This window comes from Paraburkholderia sp. HD33-4 (assembly GCF_021390635.1).
In the GTDB taxonomy this organism is placed as follows: Bacteria; Pseudomonadota; Gammaproteobacteria; order Burkholderiales; family Burkholderiaceae; genus Paraburkholderia.
The window spans coordinates 804,673-823,521 of the sequence record NZ_JAJEJS010000003.1; the positions used below are offsets into that span (position 1 = coordinate 804,673).

At 60.1% G+C, this 18,849-nt stretch carries 14 protein-coding genes; 8 read left to right on the forward strand and 6 right to left on the reverse strand.

Annotation, left to right across the window (positions count from 1 at the left end; genetic code table 11):
• Window positions 1–233: 233 nt before the first annotated feature.
• The 3 genes from L0U84_RS38230 to L0U84_RS38240 all read right to left on the reverse strand — a co-directional run bounded on the left by L0U84_RS38230 (window position 234) and on the right by L0U84_RS38240 (window position 3,840).
• Window positions 234–1,328: an extracellular catalytic domain type 2 short-chain-length polyhydroxyalkanoate depolymerase gene (locus tag L0U84_RS38230; protein ID WP_233858433.1), complete on the reverse strand. Its 1,095-nt coding sequence runs from the start codon at window positions 1,326–1,328 to the stop codon at window positions 234–236.
• Window positions 1,329–1,864: 536 nt separating this feature from the next.
• Complete coding sequence (locus tag L0U84_RS38235) at window positions 1,865–2,059, reverse strand: hypothetical protein (protein ID WP_233858435.1); 195 nt, start codon at window positions 2,057–2,059, stop codon at window positions 1,865–1,867.
• Between the two features lie 149 nt (window positions 2,060–2,208).
• A complete protein-coding gene (locus L0U84_RS38240) occupies window positions 2,209–3,840 on the reverse strand; it encodes a GMC family oxidoreductase (RefSeq protein WP_233858437.1) in 1,632 nt (543 codons plus the stop codon).
• 484 nt (window positions 3,841–4,324) lie between these two features.
• Here L0U84_RS38240 and L0U84_RS38245 point away from each other — a divergent pair, with 484 nt between their 5' ends.
• The gene (locus L0U84_RS38245) at window positions 4,325–5,509 is read left to right on the forward strand and encodes a CaiB/BaiF CoA transferase family protein (RefSeq protein WP_233858439.1); all 1,185 of its coding nucleotides are present in this window, start codon (window positions 4,325–4,327) and stop codon (window positions 5,507–5,509) included.
• 621 nt (window positions 5,510–6,130) lie between these two features.
• Here L0U84_RS38245 and L0U84_RS38250 read toward each other — a convergent pair.
• Both L0U84_RS38250 and L0U84_RS38255 read right to left on the reverse strand, forming a co-directional pair.
• Window positions 6,131–6,895, reverse strand: coding sequence for an enoyl-CoA hydratase/isomerase family protein (locus tag L0U84_RS38250; protein ID WP_233858441.1), 765 nt, complete (start codon window positions 6,893–6,895; stop codon window positions 6,131–6,133).
• 56 nt (window positions 6,896–6,951) lie between these two features.
• Window positions 6,952–8,067 (reverse strand): glycoside hydrolase family 88 protein, encoded by a 1,116-nt coding sequence (locus L0U84_RS38255; RefSeq protein ID WP_233858450.1) that lies wholly within the window; start codon window positions 8,065–8,067, stop codon window positions 6,952–6,954.
• A gap of 356 nt (window positions 8,068–8,423) precedes the next feature.
• Here L0U84_RS38255 and L0U84_RS38260 point away from each other — a divergent pair, with 356 nt between their 5' ends.
• Window positions 8,424–9,710 (forward strand): MFS transporter, encoded by a 1,287-nt coding sequence (locus L0U84_RS38260; protein ID WP_233858452.1) that lies wholly within the window; start codon window positions 8,424–8,426, stop codon window positions 9,708–9,710.
• A gap of 397 nt (window positions 9,711–10,107) precedes the next feature.
• On the opposite strand, the gene L0U84_RS38265 is transcribed toward L0U84_RS38260, so the two are convergent.
• Window positions 10,108–11,334 (reverse strand): LacI family DNA-binding transcriptional regulator, encoded by a 1,227-nt coding sequence (locus L0U84_RS38265; RefSeq protein WP_233858454.1) that lies wholly within the window; start codon window positions 11,332–11,334, stop codon window positions 10,108–10,110.
• A gap of 395 nt (window positions 11,335–11,729) precedes the next feature.
• On the opposite strand from L0U84_RS38265, the gene L0U84_RS38270 reads away from it, so the two are divergent.
• From L0U84_RS38270 to L0U84_RS38295, 6 genes are all read left to right on the forward strand, one after another.
• Window positions 11,730–13,286 (forward strand): sugar ABC transporter ATP-binding protein, encoded by a 1,557-nt coding sequence (locus tag L0U84_RS38270; protein WP_233858456.1) that lies wholly within the window; start codon window positions 11,730–11,732, stop codon window positions 13,284–13,286.
• 34 nt (window positions 13,287–13,320) lie between these two features.
• Window positions 13,321–14,790, forward strand: a complete 1,470-nt coding sequence (locus L0U84_RS38275; RefSeq protein WP_233858458.1) for an aldehyde dehydrogenase family protein — start codon at window positions 13,321–13,323, stop codon at window positions 14,788–14,790.
• Window positions 14,787–15,629, forward strand: a complete 843-nt coding sequence (locus tag L0U84_RS38280) for a Cof-type HAD-IIB family hydrolase (RefSeq protein ID WP_233858460.1) — start codon at window positions 14,787–14,789, stop codon at window positions 15,627–15,629. Before L0U84_RS38275 ends, L0U84_RS38280 begins: the two co-directional genes overlap by 4 nt.
• Before the next feature lie 20 nt (window positions 15,630–15,649).
• On the forward strand, window positions 15,650–16,624 hold the full coding sequence (locus L0U84_RS38285; protein ID WP_233858469.1) for an ABC transporter permease: 975 nt from the start codon (window positions 15,650–15,652) through the stop codon (window positions 16,622–16,624).
• A 28-nt stretch (window positions 16,625–16,652) separates the two neighbouring features.
• Window positions 16,653–17,627: a substrate-binding domain-containing protein gene (locus L0U84_RS38290; protein WP_233858484.1), complete on the forward strand. Its 975-nt coding sequence runs from the start codon at window positions 16,653–16,655 to the stop codon at window positions 17,625–17,627.
• Between the two features lie 248 nt (window positions 17,628–17,875).
• Window positions 17,876–18,826: a sugar kinase gene (locus L0U84_RS38295; RefSeq protein ID WP_233858486.1), complete on the forward strand. Its 951-nt coding sequence runs from the start codon at window positions 17,876–17,878 to the stop codon at window positions 18,824–18,826.
• The last annotated feature ends 23 nt before the right edge of the window (window positions 18,827–18,849 follow it).

Here is an 18,849-nt window from a genome sequence, read left to right on the forward strand (position 1 = left end):
CTCTGGCGGAGCGCACAAAGCTGTCATTTGAAGTAACAGGTCGTCCAACGACCGCAGAGCAACCCAATGCGACATTTGGCCGGTGATCAGCCCAATGGCCGGAAAGGCCGAAATGTACACATAGCCCGATCGTTAGTTTCCGGGATGCGTCGCGAACGCTTCAACGTGACAGCGCGCTCTTTTTTTGTCCCTTTGATTCGGGGTCCTGTGGCCAGTCTTGCGGAAGCGATGAATCACTGATTTGCCCCCGAACTCAGCCTGTCGATCATCGCGCGGATCGCCTGCATCTGCACGCCCTTCCGATCGGCGAAGTGCGAATCGGTATAGCCCCACCAGTCCCAGCATCCAAGCGGATTGGTCACCGGGATGACGACCGCCTGCGGATAAAGCACGACGATCTGATTGTTGTCGGCCCATCGCTCGTAGCCCGCGTGTTTGACGAAGGTCGTGCCGTAATACAGCTTGCTACCGGATGAATCGACCGGCACATAGTCCTGCCCCTGCTCGCAGCCGTGCAGGGCGACGTGCAGACGACAGCGCGCGCCCGCCTTGCAGTCTTCGGGAATATAGACCCAGCCCGTGCTGTCAAGACCCGCCGCGCCCGGCACGCTCCACCGCCCGCTCTTCGGAAGGAACGCGGTCTGGTCGAACTGCACGAAATGGCCGGTCGGCGCCGAACCCGTGCGCGGCTTGAGCGGCGCTGGACCGTAGATCCATCCAAGGATCGCCTTTGCCCCATCGAACTGGCACTTGCCGATGAAAGGCGATACCGAGTCGCCGCACGCCACGCCGTAGTTCAGGGTCGGCATGGTGTGGCCTGCATTATCAAGCGATACCTCCGACAGACCGGCCGGGGGCAACCCCAGCGTGCGGTAGTAGTCGGCGAGTTGCTGAACCACCGCTTGCGGCACGGTCGTATCTTTCTGTCCGGAAATCGTGATGACGAGTTGTCCAGCAAGTTTGGCCGGATCGTCGATTAACTTTCTGGCAAACGCCTGGCGGGTAGCCAAGACGAGCGACGGCACCGCGGTGCTGGTTGCGGACACGCCGCACGGCAGCGGTGGATTGCACGAGCACTGCGTCATCGCCGTCAACAGCTTGCCTTGCGAACAGAAGTACGGTCCCGCCGCGACGACACCCGCACCCTTAACAATCGACGAGTACGCGACAGCCAGTTGAACCGCCATATAGCCGCCCGATGAGAGACCCGAGACGGACGTCTGCGTAATGTCGATATTCAGCGCCGGCAACTGTTGCGGCGTTTGGGCGTAACCGCAAAGAGACGGCACGGTTAGCGCGAAGCCGAAGAGCCGCAAGACAAATCGCATGAATCGCTCCGGTGAATCGTCATCCCTTCATGGCATACGGCAGAACACGTCAACGCAGCGGGAAGGCCAGGCAAGTGCCGTCCGACGCGTGGGATGGTCGTCCATCACTTTAGCGCATCGCCGGGTTAAATCCGCCGACTGAGACTGCCGTCTGAATTTCCTGCCGACGCTTCGGACGAAGGCCCCTTCCTTCTAGCCGGTTGCACTCAGTGGGCTATGAGGCCGCAAAGCGGCCACTGGCCCGAACGAGGGTATCCGACCGTACGCGTACGAGGCTGGATACCGAACGCGTACTGTCGGCCACATTCGGTCGTTGGCCGATCTCCTTGCCATGACGTTGGAATGACGGTGCCGGGTTCGCTCAGATACCCGCCTATCGGAACTACAGGGATCGAGCGACATCAACGAGCGACTGGAGCCGACCACGTAATGCAGACTTCGGCTGGTTCCGGGCGGTCGACATCGCAAGTCAAACGCCGCGCGGCAGACGGGGTCTGGCTCCCAAGGTGTTGCTCATCATTGGCGACATGGAGAGCTCAGTCATAGATCGTCGTCAACTTGAGCAGGGCATTCCACGAATGACCAAGCCATCGACACTCGATGTATTCGATGTCGGAGCGAGGCAGATGACGGACGCGGAGCGACAATCGCTCCGTGCGCAGCGTGCGCAGCGTGCGCAGCGTGCGCAGCGTGCGCAGCGTGCGCAGCGTGCGCAGCGTGCGTAAGGGCATGAGGGCCGTCGGCGCGCCCCACGTTCACACCGATTATTTCGCGTGAAGCCCGAAGCTCGCGCACGGGAAATCACGAGGCGCCATTTGTGATCTGCGCAGTCGCGTGTTCGATACATCAGCCGACGGTGTCTCGATCGCGAGACCGGAACTCAAGCAGTCGCATGGCTTCCATGATCTGCCGCTTTGCGCATGCTCGACCCGGCCTCCTTACCCTTGATCATGTCGGCAGCTTTTTCGGCGATCATCATCGTTGGTGCATTGGTATTGCCGCTGATCAGCACAGGCATGATCGAGGCGTCGACCACACGGAGTCCGTCCAGCCCGCGTACACGTAGCTGCGAATCGACGACCGATTGTGAGTCGTTCCCCATCTTGCATGTACCTACGGGATGATAGTCGCAGCACGCATATTGTCGAACATACGCCATGATGGCTTCATCCGTTTGCGCGGTCGCGCCGGGGAGTCGCTCCTCCTGTACGTAGCGCGCTATGGCTGGTTGTGAGGCCACTTCGCGGATGGTTCTAACCGACACCAGCGACATTTCGCGGTCTTTCGGGTCGGAATGGTAGTTCGGATCGATCAACGGCTCTGCGCGGGGATCGGATGAGGCGAGTGTTACTGAGCCTACGCTCCGCGGCCTAAGGAACGTCGAATTGATCGTGAATCCATATCCGTCCAGCCGCGTTTGACCCCCACGGACAACCAGCGCGGGAGCAATATGAACCTGCAGGTCAGGGCGCGTTGCCCCTGGACTCTTGAAGAAGCCCGCACCCTCGACGATCACCGACGCCGCCGGTCCGTTACGGTACAGCAACCATTGCAGTCCGTGAAGAATCGCCTTTGGATAGCGGTCCTGCCGGTCGTAACTGATCGGGTCCTTGAGACGGAAATGGACGTTGGTGCAGAGATGGTCCTGCAGATTCTTCCCAACGCCAGGCAGATCATGGACAGGCTGGATGCCGAGCGCAGACAGTTCGTCCGCTGCGCCAATGCCGGAGAGCATGAGCAGTCTTGGCGTATTGATCGCCCCGCTAGACACAATCACTTCGCGGCGGGCACGGATCACCTTGCGCTCGTTGCCTTCCGCGACTTCGACGCCAATGGCTCGTCCGTGTTCAATCACGACACGCAGTACCCGCGAGGCCGTCATGCACTGCAAGTTGCGACGACCGGCGACTGGCCTCAGATAAGAAACCGCTGACGAACGTCGTCGGCCGTCGCGGCATGTCACCTGATACATGCCTGTGCCGAACATGGTCTCGCCGTTGAAATCGGGGTTGTACGGCAGCCCCCAGCTTTGAGCGGCGCGCACATATGCTTTGCTCAAGCGGTGAGGCGAGACCTGATCAGATACCCAGAGCGGTCCGCCGGACCCATGATAGTCATTGACGAGCCGCTCGTTGTCTTCAGACTTGCGAAAGTAGGGGAGCACATCGTCGTAGGCCCAGCCATCGTTGCCGAGCGAGGCCCAGTTATCGTAATCCTCCCGCTGCCCGCGGATGTAGATCATGGCGTTGATTGAACTCGACCCCCCGAGCGTTTTTCCCTGGGGATACCAGATCCGGCGATTGTCCAGATGTTTCTGGGGAATCGTATGAAATCGCCAGTTCACTTTTGGTCCGAACAGTTTCCCCAGACCGCCCGGGATATGAATCATCGGATTGAGGTCACGGCTGCCAGCTTCGAGCAACAGCACGTTGACATCGGGGTCCTCGGAAAGGCGATTCGCCAGCACGCAGCCTGCCGAGCCTGCGCCTGAAATGATGTAGTCGAATTCCATGATGCTTCTCTGTACGGGTGATCAGGGATGGCGCAGGTCGTGGGTGTGGGGTGACGCGCGACGTTGTCGTTCTGCTGTCGCCGTGACGTGAAGTGCGCGGTCGCGCATGCTGTCTCCATTGAAGGTCTGGTGTTCGTCGGCATGACGCCGCGCCGGTTGCGTAGCAGCTATGACAACGATTGCAGAAACGATAGTTTGTGAATCATTGGCTGTCAAGTCGAAGCTGCCAGCGCGCGAAGGGCGACAGCCAGCCATCTCTCGTCCTCCTGTCGCCTGTTGGGCTTGAAGCGGCGGCCTGCTGGGCGTTATTCCCGGGATTGACCAGGGTAATCCTGAGGAGGAATGGATGGGGCGTGTCCTTGACATCGTTGGCCTGTGACTTCTACCATTTATGCAATCGTTGTCATTAACGTCTTGACCTTCCCGCCTTCTGGGCTGCATGGGCAAGGCAACTGAGCTCGCCAATGAGCGAAATGGAGGAATCATGCTGGAAGGGATGCGCATCGTCAGTTTCTGCCACTACCTGCAGGGGCCGGCATCCACGCAATATCTTGCGGACATGGGCGCGGACGTCGTGAAAATCGAATCTCCGAGCGGTGCCTATGAGCGTCACTGGTCCGGCGCGGAGGTCTTTGTCGGGGGCGTTAGCGGCTTTTTTCTGTGTGCGAACCGCAACAAGCGGGTTATCGCGCTCGACCTCAAGAAGCCAGAAGGCGTCGAAATCGCGCTTCAGCTGATTGACGAGGCTGACGCGGTCGTCGAGAACTTCAGGCCGGGTGTGCTGGATCGCCTTGGCCTGGGTTACGAATCGATCAAGGCCCGCAAGCCGGAAATCATCTACGCATCGGCGAGTGGCTGGGGGGCATCAGGCCCGATGAAAGACAGGCCGGGGCAGGACCTTCTTGTGCAAGCAAGAAGCGGCCTTGTTGCGGCGTCGGGCAATGGCGGCACTGCCGTGGGCGCGGCGATCTGTGACCAACACGGGGGCGCATTGCTCGCGATGGGTGTGCTTGCTGCCTACGTGCGACGCCTGAAAACAGGCAAAGGCACGCGCGTTGAGGGTAATCTGTTCAACGCGGCGATCGACCTGCAGGGCGAGGCGATCACGAACTATCTGAGCGGCCCCAACAATACCGATCTGTTTGAACGGGATCCGCATCTGTCGACGTGGTTTCATCAGGCGCCGTACGGTATCTACCCCACCAAGGATGGCCACCAGGTCGCCGTGTCGTTGAACGATCCGGCGAAACTCGCCGAAGCACTCGACGATTCCGGCCTGCGTGAAATGGCTGGCGTCGACCTGTTCAAGGAGCGCAATGCCTATGCGCGTGCGACGGCCAATGCTACCCACAGATATTCGCTCGACGATATCGCTACGCGCTTGGATAAAGCCGAGCTTTGGTGGGCACCGGTACATAACTACACGGATCTTGCAAACGAGCCGCAGGCGATCCACAACCGTGTTTTCGAGACGCTCGACATTCGCGGGGAAAAGGCGACGATCGTGAACCATCCGCTCCGGTATGACGGCGAAGTTCCTGCGGTGCGTCATGTCGCCCTCGATATCGGCCACGACACTGTCGATATCCTGCGAGAACTCGGGTACGACGAAGCCCGCATTGACGCACTTGCCAAGGCGGGGGCTGTCGGTGGTCTTCAGGTGCGGTGACGGAGCAACCGACGACCCGAGGTTTGGCCTGAGTCGACCAACACGAGCACGGCGGACAACCTCTTCCGGGGCAAAGTCAGAAGGGCGTCTATGCAGGAATCCAGCACTGGTTCTGAAGGTCGAGGGCATATTGCAGCAGGTTTCGTGTGACAGGCAGGGCTCGCTCTTCGCTGAGGCTGCGCATAACCAATCTCTCGAAAGTCTCCACAGAGCTCCCATCCATGTTGCGGGCATTTGCCCGGCTTTGCCGGGCAAATTTTTTCGATGTTATCGGGGGGTGCTCGAAACCAGAGCGCTGTCTTTTTTTGATGCGAAGGTTGAGAGGTGGGAATTTTGGCCCGGTTTCTGTCCGGGCCATTTTTGTGATCGACGATCCAGAACCAGGTCGTCGCGCGCACTCCTGCCGCTTCGCGGATATAAACAAAATGCCATCGCGAGGGAAGTGTGGCGGCGCCGCATCTGACTTTGCCAGCGCGGCGTTGAAGGATCTCGGTGCGAGATAAAGGCTCGGTGCCGACCACATATCGGCGCGACTAATGACGGTGGCAACTGCACAGCCTCATATGCGTGAACAGGCGCGGCCGCCCGTGGGGGCAGCCCGCCGTTCCCTGTCTCGCCTGCTCAGCGCTTATTCTTTCGTGCGAAGAAGGCTTCCTGGGCGGCTTTCTGAGCGGGGGACCCCCATAGTTTCCCAACGCCGCGTGCTTCAGCCTCCAGTCCCGCCTCCCTGCCTTGATGCAGTCCGACGTGAACGACGGATTTCAGGCATGCGAGCGCTTCGGGTGCGTGATGCGCGATCGACTCTGCAAGTTGCGTCGTGCGGTCCAGAAGTTCTTCCGATTCGACGACCTCATTGACGAGACCCACCGCCAGCGCATCGACTGCCGAAACCGGCTCGCCCGTCAACATGATCCGCATGGCACGGGACGCACCGATCAGCGCGGGCAGCCGTTGCGTGCCACCCCATCCGGGAAAGCTCGCGAGCGTGATCTCAGGAAGCCCGACGCGCGCGCTCGATGCGATCAGGCGCAGGTCACAGGCGAGGGCGAGTTCAAGCCCACCACCGAACGCTACGCCGTTGATTGCGGCGATTGTCGGCTTCGGGAATGTCTCGATGCGATCGAAGATCGCCTGGCCCCACCGCATGTGGGCATACGCATCGTCAGCGGAGAACCCGCGTTGTTCGGTGATATCGGCACCCGCGGAAAATGCGCGATCGCCGGCACCCGTGAGGACAACCACGCGTATTTCTGAGTCGCTTGCAAGTTCGAGAAACGTGGAGTCGAGGCTTTCGAGTAACGGCTTGCTTAACGCGTTCATGCGCTCCGGGCGGTTCAGCGTCAGCAGTGCGACCCACCCGTGGCGTTCCAGCCGGACGGTTTCCATTTGTGTTGCTCCTTCGGTTAGAGGGCGACGCGCGTCACCCTTTTTGTCGTGTCAGCTTAGGCCTGCTCGACGCGAGAAAGTGTGGTTCCGTATTGTCTCGACTCAACTTCCTGCAAGGCGACGAGGGCCTTGAGAAAATAGTAATCGCCGTAGATCGTCGATTCGTCGATGCCCAGACCATGCGGCAGGTCGGCCGTGGCGTGCACGAGAACCGGCGCAATATCGGAGTCACCCATGCAGGTGCGATAGAGAGCCTCCAGCATGCGTGTCGCAAGTACGAGATGCTCTGCGTCGCCAGTCAGTTCCCACAGGCGGATCAAACCGTAAGCCGTGATCGCTCCGGCCGACGAATCTTTCACGGCCCCGCGCTCGGCGGCATAGTCCCACGGCGGCACGCCGTCTTCGGGCAGATGATTGCGTACATACCCGGCGACGCGCTGCGCTGCGGCGAGGTAGTCGGGCGAGCCGGTCATGTCCGCAAGCATCGAGAAGCCTGCGAGCGCCCAGCCTTGTCCGCGTGACCATGCGCTCGCCGCAGCCAGACCCTGATAGGTGTCGCCGGAAATGGGGTTGCCGTTCGCAGGGTCAAACCGAAAGACGTGATAAACCGACCCGTCTGGGCGCTGATGATTTGCGAGCGCTGTGCGTGCATGGCGATGCACCACGTCGAGCAACTGCGCGTCTGCACCGTTGTTCGTCGCCCAGACCAGGAGGGGCAGATTCATCAGCGTGTCGATCAGCACAGAACCTGACCAATCTTCGCTGCCGAAAAAGCCCCAACCCGGAATGAAGCCGCCGGCAGGATTGAATTGCGAGGCGAGGCTGTGCGCCGCTTCGACAGCGGCATGCAAATAGCGCTTGTTGCCCGTGATGCGCCAGCCCTTTACCGCGCTGGGATAAAACATGAACCCGAGATCGTGGTTGACCTTGTCAGCCGCGCGCGGCAACAGGCGCTCGGTCAGGCGCGTCGCCGCTTCGCGCAGCTCGTCGGTTTTGCGTAGTTCATAGCCGAGCCAAAGCAGGCCGACCCAGAATCCGCCCGTCCACACGCCATCGGACGTGAAGACCCATTTGCCATGTTCGGTGATGTGAGGGAAATCCCCGCCGCGTCGCGCCTGTGCTGAAACCTTGTCCACGGTCGCACTGATTGCGTCTTTGAGCCAGTCACCCATTGTCTCTCCTGATCGAGTGTCGTTCGGGGCATGGACGCCCCCAATTTCGGTAGGCATTGAAGTGCCAACGTTGTCACTCTGCATCATAAATTGACGGATGACAAGTACCTTTCCGAGCGCCTCACAGACCTGAGACTGGCGGCAAGTCCAGCATAGAAGGCGTTTTTACGGGTGTTTTCGGGGTAAACGATCAGCGGATTTCGTTGACAGTCGATTTGTCACGCATGTATCTTTCTCTGCAATCGTTGTCATGTTTTATCCCGACGACCGTCGTTTTTGTCCGCACATGCCCGGCTGTACCGAGCACGCCGGCGTGTGTACCGTTGCACTCAATCAGAATCCGAAGGAGACAGCAGATGACCGACGCAACCCTGCCCGCGAAAAGGTGGTGGTTCATCCTGCCAGTGGCATTCATCACCTACAGCCTTGCGTACCTCGACCGTGCGAACTACGGCTTTGCTGCTGCGTCAGGCATTGAGCATGACCTGGGTATCAGTCGGTCGACGTCGTCGCTCATCGGCTCGCTGTTCTTTCTGGGGTACTTCTTCTTCCAGGTGCCGGGCGGCATCTACGCAGAGCGCCGCAGCGTGCGCAAGCTCGTTTTCGTTTGCCTGCTTGCATGGGGTGCGCTCGCTGCGCTCTCAGGCGTCGTAACGAGCATACCGGCGCTGATGCTGGTTCGATTTGCGCTGGGAATTGCCGAGGCGGCGGTTATGCCTTGCATGCTGGTTTTCGTCACAAACTGGTTTTCCCGACGCGAGCGTTCGCGTGCCAACACCGTCTTCCTGCTTGGCAATCCCGCGACCGTGCTTTGGATGTCGGTGGTATCTGGCTATATGACGCAGGCGTGGGGCTGGCGCGTGATGTTCATCGCTCAAGGGTTGCCTGCCGTGCTGTGGGCGCTCGTATGGGTTGCCGTGGCGCGTGACAAACCATCTCACGTCAAATGGCTCACAACCGATGAGAAAGCACTTATCGAGAGTACGCTTTCGCAGGAGCAGAAGGGGCTCGCGCCGGTGCGCAACTATCGCGAAGCATTTCGCACGGCAACGGTCTGGAAGCTTGCGGGCACGCTGTTCTTTCAAAGCCTTGGGTTCTACGGTTTCCTGCTGTGGCTGCCGTCGATCCTCCGGCATGGCACCACCCTAAGCATGGTCAATATCGGCTGGTTGTCGGCAGTACCGTACCTGGGTGCGGTGCTTTGCATGTTGCCGTGCTCGTGGATGTCGGACCGCTTGCAGAACCGCAGAATGTTTGTCGCGGTGCCGCTGGCGATCGCGGGCATTGCGTTCCTCCTGCTCTACGCGTTTGGAGCTTCCCATTTCTGGATGTCCTTCGGCTTGCTTACCGTAGCAGGGGTCGCGATGTATGTGACGTTCCCGCCGTTTTTCTCTATCGCCCCCGAAGTCCTGCCGCGCACGGTGGTGGGTGGTGCGCTTGCACTGATCAATAGTATCGGCGCACTCGGTTCGTTTCTCGGTTCCTTTGCGGTCGGGTACCTGAGCGGTTTGACCGGAGATCCGGCGACATCGTATCTGTTCATGGCCGCGGCGCTTGTGATTGCGGCGGCTCTGGCGCTGAGTGTTCCGCGCAGCAGGCAGGATGCCGCGCGAACGCTGGCCGCCACAACGCTGACCAACTGACTGTGAGGTCGATAAAAAAAGAGCCAGTTGGCCGCCGCTCGAGCTTTCCGTCTTCCTCCGGACGGCTCCCCGATGAGTGGTGGGTTTCAATTGCTCAGTGCGAGTCTGACGAAAATCCACGCCGTGCGCTGCTCTTGCTGCGCACGGCTGACGGACTATCAGCGATGCCTTGGACGGGTGAGAGGCGAGAGATCCTGGTCGCGACGAGGCCTTTCAGGCATCAAGACGACCGCGAAGGGCAGCTTGCCGCATCCAGCCGAAGCTCCAATCCCTTAATCAGGCGTCGTATTCTTCAGTGCGGGCGGAGGCGGCTGAGCTTTGCGGCAAATTACGCGATGACATGGGGCGGCGATCGGAGTCGAGGCACCCCGATGCTAATTCCCAGCCGCTGAATCGCTTAAGCGGTCACGTCCCGTGCTGCAGTCCGAGCCGACGACTTGGGCGGCTGCGCCGTTGTGCCGCGGATGATGAGTCGTGCCTCGAGCTCAACGCTGTCGAGGGGAGACTTGCCTTCGAGTACGTCGATCAGATAGCGACCTGCTTGCGCGCCCATCTCCAACGCGGGTACCTGCATGGTGGTGAGCGGTGGTTGAAGATGCGGCGCGAACTCGAGATCGTCGAAGCCGATGATTGAGATATCGCGTGGTACAGAGATGCCAGCCGCTGCGCACTCCGACATGCAGCCGAACGCGAGAATATCGCTCGTGCAGATAACAGCCGTCGGATGCACGGATTGCCCCAGCAGGCGCCGCATGCCGTTGCGACCTGCGGCAATCGTATATGGCGCTTCGACGATGCGCCCGGCAGACAATGACAAGCCGTGCGCGGTTAGCGCCTGGGTGACGCCTTCGATTCGCTGGCGAACCCGGTCATTGTCCGTGCTGATGCCGGTGATCATCGCAATTTCTGTGTGACCCAGGCTCAGCAGATAGTCGGCGATCTGGGTCGCCGTTCTCCGATTGTCAAAGCCCACGCAGGGGTGCCCCGATCCGGCGGAATACACGTAAGTGTTGATGTACGGCACGTTTCGGAGTTGCAGAAACTCGTATAGCTCCTTCTTGTGCGCATCACCCACAAGCACCACGCCCTCAGCGCCGCGCTCGATCATCATCTGCGTTTGCTTGGATTCCTTGCGCGCGTCGAAGGCTGACGTCGTCACGATGAGTGAATAGCCGTCTCGTGCGAGTTCGTTTTCAAGGGAGTTTGCAAGGCGCGCGTAGATGGCGTGTTCCAGCGTGGGCAGCACGGCGCCGATCATGCGCGTTCGCCGCGAACGTAGCGCGCGAGCCGCGTTGTTGGGCGTATAGCCTAGCCGCCGCACCTCCGCGAATATCCGCTGTGCGACTTCGTCGCGCACGATTTCAGGCGTGCGTAACGCACGCGAGACAGTCGAGGGTGAGCATCCCACCGCTTTCGCGACGTCATGCAAACTGACCGAGCCGCTTGGCGATGCAATCGTTTTCGGGGTCCGGCGAGCAGTCGTGGCCATGTCGTCTTGCAGAAAAATGTGATCGGAGGGCGGTACCGACTCGCGCGCGAGCAAGACCATGCCTTGGCAGGATAGCACAAAGATTTGCTCGAAACTCACGTAGATGACAACGATAGCAGCCGCTCGGACGGGCATAGAGACTCCACCTGAGGGCAACCCGGCAGCGAGAGTCTGTTCAGTAGCTTGTAACCATCGCGATCCCGCTGGAAACCCCGCCCACCATGGTTTGAGTCGATTTTTCAAAGTGAAAATTATCTTTCGACTGGGGTGAAAATTTGTCGGTCTGCGGCTTGCAGCTGATGTACGGTCCCCGGGTTAACACTGCCATAACGCAGGGTGCTTCCACCTTGACTGACCCATTATCCGCGACTACTATGCAATCGTTGTCAGAGTAGCGCGAGCATAGACGGTGCGCATATGCACGGGTATTTCGTAAGCGTCTATGACAACGATTTCATAATTCGTGAGATGGCAGCCCCCGGCGTCAGAAAGGCGTTTCCGGCCCGCGGAGCTCTCAGCAGGAGACAAACATGGATGATTTTCCCGGCGACGAAGAGCGAGTTAGCCCTGACGGCGTCGATCAAAGCACGTCGGCCACGGACGCTTCCGATCTGGCGCTCGAAATGCGCAACATTCAGAAGCGCTTTCCGGGTGTGCATGCCCTGAAAGGGGTGTCGCTCAAGGTTCGGCGTGGCCACGTGCTCGCTTTGGTGGGCGAGAACGGGGCAGGGAAATCCACGCTGATGAAGATCCTCTCGGGCGCATACGTCGCCGATGAAGGGGAGGTGGTTGTCGGCGGCGAAACAGTAGCCAATCCCACGCCTCAGTCAATGATCGACCGCGGCGTCGCGGTCATCTATCAGGAACTGAGTCTCGCGCCGCATCTGAGCGTGGCTGAGAACGTTTTTCTCGGATGCCTTCCACGAGCCCGCTCCGGCACGATTGACTGGCGCAAGGCGGCCCGTGATACGGAACAGATCACTCGCATGCTTGGGTTTGAACTTGAGCCTCAGGCACGAGTGAACTCGCTCTCCGTAGCGCAACGTCAGATGGTGGAGATTGCGCGCGCGCTCGCCCGGAAGGCGTCGATCCTCGTCCTGGACGAACCGTCGGCCGTGCTGGGAGACGCCGAACTTGAAAAGCTTTTCAACGTCGTCGACAGGCTGCGCGGAGAGGGCGTGTCGTTCGTCTACATCTCGCACCGCCTGAACGAGGTGTTCCGGATTTCACAGGACATCACCGTGCTGCGCGACGGTGGGCTCGTCGGGTCGCGCGCCACGTCTGAGGTCACGCAGGCGGACCTCGTACGCATGATGGTCGGACGGGAAATTACAGACATCTATCCGACACGCAATCGCGCGTTCGGCGAGATCGCGCTCGAAGCGAAAGCGCTGACGCGCGGTTCAGCTTTGCGCGATGTCAGTTTGCACGTGCGACAAGGGGAAATTGTCGGCATCTGCGGTCTTGCAGGTGCCGGACGCACGGAACTGTTGCGTGCGCTGCTAGGCGCGGACCCGGTCGACGCGGGCGAGGTTCACCTGCACGGCAAACCCTTTCGCCGGCGTTCGCCAAGGCGCGCGATTACACGCGGCATGGGTCTGATTACTGAGGACCGCAAGACGGATGGACTGTTTCTCGACCAGTCCGTCGCATTCAACGTGACGATCTCCAAGCTTTCCCCCTTCACGCAGTCCGGACTGCTGCGCCTGAAAAAGGAAGAGCGCACGGTTTCGAGCTATATCGAGCGCCTGAACGTGCGTACGCCATCCCCTCACGCGCGCATTCGCAATCTGAGCGGCGGCAATCAGCAAAAGTGTGCGCTTGCGCGCTATCTGAATGCTAATTGCACCGTGCTGCTCGTCGACGAACCGACGCGCGGTGTCGATGTCGGCGCCAAGCGCGAGATGTATCAACTGATCGCCGAACTCGCCGATCGCCAGAAAGCCGCGGTGCTGATGGTGTCGTCCGAGTTGCCGGAAATTCTCGGCCTGAGTGATCGCATCTACGTCATGAAGCAAGGGCGCATTGCCGCCGAGCTGCCTGGCGCTGGCGCAACGGAAGAATCCATCATGTCGCACGCCACCTGACGTTCGGCAAGCCCAATTTTGAACTGGAGAAGACATGAATCCTCAAGCGGCAAGAACTTACGGCCATCACATTGCTGGTGAGATCGTTTCGTCGGACAGCGTGATCCAGCGTGTTGCGCCCGGCTCGGGACAAGGCGTTGCCACGTTCGCTGAGGGAACGCAACTGGACGCGCAACGCGCGATCGAAGCGGCACGGCGCGCTTTCGACACAGGCGGTTGGCCTCAGCGCGGCGGTATCGATCGCGCGCGGCTGCTCAATTGCTGGGCTGATCTGATCGAAGCTGACAAGGAGCGGCTTGCAAGAATCGATGCTGAGGAAGTGGGTAAGCCGATTCGCTTCGCTCGCGGCGATCTCGAAGGCGTCGTGACGTTGACCCGCTACGCCGCATCGCTTGCGTTGCAGATTCACGGAGAAACTTTTACCGATGCCGGTCCCTCGAAAATGGGTCTCGTGTTGCGCGAGCCGGTCGGCGTTGCAGGCCTGATCGTGCCGTGGAATTTCCCCGCGCTGATCTTTTCGCAGAAAGTGCCCTTCGCACTCGCGGCAGGCTGCACGGTTGTCGTTAAACCCTCGGAATTTACGTCGGGCTCAGCACTCGAACTCGTCCGACTCGCGGAGAAGGCGGGTATTCCGGCGGGCGTGATCAACGTGGTGACAGGGTACGGCAATCCGGTTGCCGAAACGATCGTGACCAGTCCGGACGTCGATATCGTCAGTTTCACGGGCTCGACGGAGACTGGACGCAAGGTCATTCGCAATTCCGCGGATACGATCAAGCGGGTCGCGGTCGAGCTGGGCGGCAAGGCCGCAAATATCGTGTTCGACGATGCCGATCTTGATGCGGCCGTCGATGGCGTTGTATTCGGCATCTTTTTCAACAACGGTGAGTGCTGTGTCTCGCATCCGCGCTTGCTGGTGCAGGACACCATCGCCGACGAGTTCGTGCGTCGCGTGACAGAGGCGACCAGACGTCTCGTCTTCGGTGACCCGCTCGACGATGCGACCGACGTGGGCCCGCTCATCCATCCCGGACACTATCAGAAGGTCGAATCCCTCGTCCGACAGGGCATCGAAGAAGGCGCTACGGTCATGACCGGCGGCGTACCCGCCGAGGGCAATGGCTCCTACTTCCCCCCGACCGTGCTGGAAGGCGTCGGCAGGAACGCCACGCTGTTCCGCGAGGAAATCTTCGGGCCGGTCCTGACCGTCACCCGTTTCAGGTCGCTCGACGAGGCTGTCGAACTCGCCAACTCGACCCAGTATGGCTTGGGCAACAGTGTCTGGTCGAAAGACATCGACCGGTGCATGTCAGTTGGCCGCAAGCTGAAGAGCGGCGTCGTGTTCGTGAACACGACGATCGACGGACAGCCGCAGTATCCGTTCGGTGGCTACAAGCAGAGCGGCTACGGCCGGGAGATGGGCAAATACGGCCTCGAGGAATACACGGCGGTCAAGACGCTGTCGATCCATCTCGGTGCACGCGAAAAGGTGATGAGCAAATGAACGCCGTAGCCAATCGCAATGTGCGGCTGATCGTCATTGACGTCGACCGAACGTTGCTCACCACTGAACGTGTTGTGCTGCCTCGGGTTTCCGAGGCATTGCGCGCGGCACGTGACGTTGGCACGCGCGTTGTACTGGCGACGGCGCGCTCGCCGCGGGGCGTGTCGCATGTCATGAACGCACTGTCGCTTACCGGTCCGGCTATTTGCTTTGGCGGAAGCTGGATCGGCCAGGTGCATGCAACGGACCCACTGTCCGCCGAAGGTATCTCTGACCAGCGCTTGCGACGCGAGGACGTGGAGGCCGCGTGCCGCCTGGCCGTGCAGTGGGGTGTGGATCTCAGCTGGCACAGCACCGAGGCGTGGCGCATTCCTGGATGGAACGATGCGTTCCGGCACGATCACGAGGTCACACGCGAGGTTCCCGAAATGGTGGAGAGCTACCTGGACCTGACGGAACTGCCGCACAAGCTGATGTTCATCGCACCGCCCACGCAGGAACCGACACTGGAAACGATTCGTGCGCAACTGGCGCCGACGACGAACGCGCTCTTTTCGCACCATCGGTTACTCGAAATCAATGCACTGGGCGTTTCCAAGGGAACTGCTCTACGTGCGCTGCAGGCGCAATTGGGCGTGAGCCCGGAAGAGACTGTTGCAATCGGAGACTCCTACAACGACGTACCGATGTTTGAAGCGGCAGGATATGCGATAGCAATGGGTAATGGTGTCGACGCGGTGAAAGGCATTGCGAACTGGGTCACGACAACCAACGACGAAGGCGGCGTCGCAGACGCCATTCAACATCTGGTCGAGACGTGTCGTCTCCCCAGGGCATAGCAAAGTAAGCAGGAGACATCATGACAACGCAAACCGTGAAAGTGGACGCGGGCAACCACTATCGTTCATTCGCATACCTACTTAAATCATCGGGACTATTCTGGGCTCTCGCGCTCCTCTGCGTGATCGCAAGCTTCATCTCACCGGACTTTCTCGGTCACGCGAACCTGGTCAACGTCCTGCGCCAGATGGCGTTGGCGGGCATCGTGGGTGTGGGCATGACGTTCGTGATCATCACAGCCGGTATCGACATCTCGATCGGTTCTATCATCGGCGTGGTCGGCGTCATCAGCGCGATGATGCTCGGTCATGGCGTTTCCGTGCCGCTCGTCGTTGTTTGCGGCCTGCTTGTTGGTGCTGTGCTGGGTGTGCTCAATGGCCTGGGCATTACGCTTGGCCGGGTCCCTCCGTTCATCATGACGCTCGGGATGATGGTGGCCGCACGGGGTTTTGCGATGACACTGTCGGGCGGGCAACCCGTCGACGCATCCGCCGCTGCTGACTTCGCGTGGTTGGGGTGGGGCAATCTAATGGGTGTACCCGTGCCCGTGGTTGTGTTCGCTCTTGTATGCGCGGTCTCCTACATAGTTCTCAAATACACCGCGTTCGGCCGGGCTATCTACGCTGTCGGCAGTAATCATGAAGCGGCACGTCTGTCCGGCATCAACGTTCGTTTCACGACTCTGGCTGTGTACGTCATCAGTGGCCTGCTCGCCGGCGTTACCGCACTGATTCTCGTCTCGCGCCTCACCGTCGGGGAGCCGACGCTCGGTACCGGCCAGGAACTTGAGGCGATCACCATTGCGGTGATCGGTGGTGCGAGTCTCTTCGGCGGCGAAGGCGGCGTGGTGGGAACTGTCATCGGTGCGGCAGTCCTCGCGGTGCTCGCGAACATCATGAATCTGATCGGCGTATCTCCGTTCACGCAGCAGATCGTGAAGGGCCTGATCATCATCATTGCCGTTCTGTTGGAGATGCGCAAGTTGCGCAAGTAGGAATCCCAGGGAGCCTGCCTCAGAACCGATGTTCGGGCAGGCGCTGGATAACCAGAGAGGAGACTTCATCATGTTCAGTTTGAAACGAGTTAGCCGCGCGATCGCTGTGTGTTGCCTGGTCGCGTCGAGTGTCGGTGCACAGGCTGCCGACAAGACCCTCATCGGCTTCTCACAAGCCACCATGAACCACCCGTGGCGCATTGCGATGGTCAATGTCAACAAGGAATACGCGGCACAGCATTACCCCGATGTCGAAGTGCTCGTCACCGATGGCCAGAACTCGGCGAACAAGCAGGTTTCGGACGTCGAAGGCCTGATCGCACGACATGTGAAGGTCCTGATGATCAGTCCGCTGCAGGCTCAGGCACTGACTCCGGTCGTCCGCGAAGCGATGTCCGACGGCATCAAGGTTGTCACGATTGACCGTGAAGTGAACACCCCAGTGACGGTGCACATCGGCGCGGAAAATCGACCGATTGGTGTGGCGGCCGGGAGGTTCCTCGCGCAGGCGCTGCATGGGACGGGCAACGTTATCGAAATCCAGGGAACGGCGGGTGCTTCGCCGACGCTGGATCGGCATAACGGATTCGCTGACGGCATCAAGGGAACCCAGATCAAGGTCGTGGCGACCCAGTACTGCGATTATCTCCGCGAACCTGCGCTGAAATTCATGGAGGACCAGTTGCAGCGATTTGGTCCGGGCACGATCCAGGCTGTCTATGCACACAACGACGAGATGGCACTGGCGGCCGTTCAGGCACTGCAGGCAGCGGGGCGTCTGAAGGAAGTGAAGGTGATTGGCATCGACGGACAGAACACGGCGTTTCAGGCCGTAAAGGACGGAACGATGGCTGCGACCTTCATCTATCCGTTCGCAGCACCCGAGGCGATCGAGTACGCACACAAGGTCGCGCTCGGCGAGACGGTTCCCGCGAAGGTCGTGCTGCCTGGCCAACAGGTAGACGCCACGAACGTCGACAAGTATCTCGGCAAGGGCTTCTAGGCGTAACGCCAGGGAGCTGCGCGGCATAGACCTGTACTGCGGTTTCATCGTTCGGTGTGGCCCGGTTGTGCCTCATTCCGCGGCACGTGTCGTGGAATAAGGCGCGCTGGGCCTGTATGGATCAATACCGTCCTCACTCCATGAGACGCTCGCGCGTTCGTGGCTCCGCCATCGGTTAGCCCGGCATGACGGGATTGCAGGGACGCATGACCGCAACACGCGGAATATCAAAGTCTCGGAGAGTAAAAATGAGCCATGGGCTTGACGTCGTAACCATTGGCGAAGCAATGGCGTTGTTCGTGGCCGATGATTTCGGTCCGCTATCCCGCGTACGTAGTTTTACAAAGCGTGTCGCTGGCGCGGAGTTGAACGTCGCCATCGGCCTGTCGCGCCTTGGCCTCAAGGTCGGCTGGGTGAGCCGGGTAGGCGAGGACTCGTTTGGAAAGCTGGTTCTCGACACGCTCGCTGCGGAATGCGTCGATGACGTCTGTGTCACGGTAGATCCGAGACATCCGACGGCAATGATGCTTAAGTCGAAAACCAGCGACGGTTCCGACCCGAAGATTGAGTATTTTCGCAAGGGCTCCGCAGCAAGCACGCTCTCTATCACCGACTTCGCAGCTGATTATGTGCTAAGCGCGCGCCACCTTCATCTGACGGGAATTACTCCTGCACTGTCTGAGACGGCACGCGAATTGTCGTTCCATGCTGCAAGAACGATGCATGCCGCGCGCAAGCCGATTTCATTCGATCCGAACCTGCGACTGTCCTTGTGGCGCTCCAGTGCGGAGATGATCCACACACTCAATGATCTGGCGTCGCATGCGGACATCGTGATGCCCGGTCTTGGCGAAGGATCCATCCTGACCGGATATGACACGCCCGAGGAGATCGCCGGCTTTTACCTCGACAGAGGCGCGAACCTGGTCGTCGTCAAGCTCGGCCAGCACGGCGCCTATTTCAGAACCCGAGACGAGGCCAAAACCATACCGGCATGCCCCGTCGCGAAAGTCATCGATACGGTCGGAGCAGGAGATGGGTTCGCTGTCGGCGTGATCAGCGGGTTGCTCGAAGGGCTTGGCGTGGAAGAGGCCGTCGCACGAGGCAATTGGATTGGATCACTTGCGGTACAGGTGATCGGCGATTCAGAAGGGCTGCCCACTCGTGCATCTCTGCCCGGCCACACGGCGGCAGTTTGAATTTCTGCGGACAGTGTCCGACA

Excerpts from the sequence above, each read along its gene's own strand:
- L0U84_RS38270 (WP_233858456.1), top strand. The coding sequence starts at position 11,730 with ATGGATGATTTTCCCGGCGACGAAGAGCGAGTTAGCCCTGACGGCGTC.
- L0U84_RS38265 (WP_233858454.1), bottom strand. The coding sequence starts at position 11,334 with ATGCCCGTCCGAGCGGCTGCTATCGTTGTCATCTACGTGAGTTTCGAG.
- L0U84_RS38285 (WP_233858469.1), top strand. The coding sequence starts at position 15,650 with ATGACAACGCAAACCGTGAAAGTGGACGCGGGCAACCACTATCGTTCA.
- L0U84_RS38290 (WP_233858484.1), top strand. The coding sequence starts at position 16,653 with ATGTTCGGGCAGGCGCTGGATAACCAGAGAGGAGACTTCATCATGTTC.
- L0U84_RS38260 (WP_233858452.1), top strand. The coding sequence starts at position 8,424 with ATGACCGACGCAACCCTGCCCGCGAAAAGGTGGTGGTTCATCCTGCCA.
- L0U84_RS38240 (WP_233858437.1), bottom strand. The coding sequence starts at position 3,840 with ATGGAATTCGACTACATCATTTCAGGCGCAGGCTCGGCAGGCTGCGTG.
- L0U84_RS38230 (WP_233858433.1), bottom strand. The coding sequence starts at position 1,328 with ATGCGATTTGTCTTGCGGCTCTTCGGCTTCGCGCTAACCGTGCCGTCT.
- L0U84_RS38255 (WP_233858450.1), bottom strand. The coding sequence starts at position 8,067 with ATGGGTGACTGGCTCAAAGACGCAATCAGTGCGACCGTGGACAAGGTT.
- L0U84_RS38280 (WP_233858460.1), top strand. The coding sequence starts at position 14,787 with ATGAACGCCGTAGCCAATCGCAATGTGCGGCTGATCGTCATTGACGTC.
- L0U84_RS38275 (WP_233858458.1), top strand. The coding sequence starts at position 13,321 with ATGAATCCTCAAGCGGCAAGAACTTACGGCCATCACATTGCTGGTGAG.
- L0U84_RS38245 (WP_233858439.1), top strand. The coding sequence starts at position 4,325 with ATGCTGGAAGGGATGCGCATCGTCAGTTTCTGCCACTACCTGCAGGGG.
- L0U84_RS38235 (WP_233858435.1), bottom strand. The coding sequence starts at position 2,059 with ATGCCCTTACGCACGCTGCGCACGCTGCGCACGCTGCGCACGCTGCGC.
- L0U84_RS38295 (WP_233858486.1), top strand. The coding sequence starts at position 17,876 with ATGAGCCATGGGCTTGACGTCGTAACCATTGGCGAAGCAATGGCGTTG.
- L0U84_RS38250 (WP_233858441.1), bottom strand. The coding sequence starts at position 6,895 with ATGGAAACCGTCCGGCTGGAACGCCACGGGTGGGTCGCACTGCTGACG.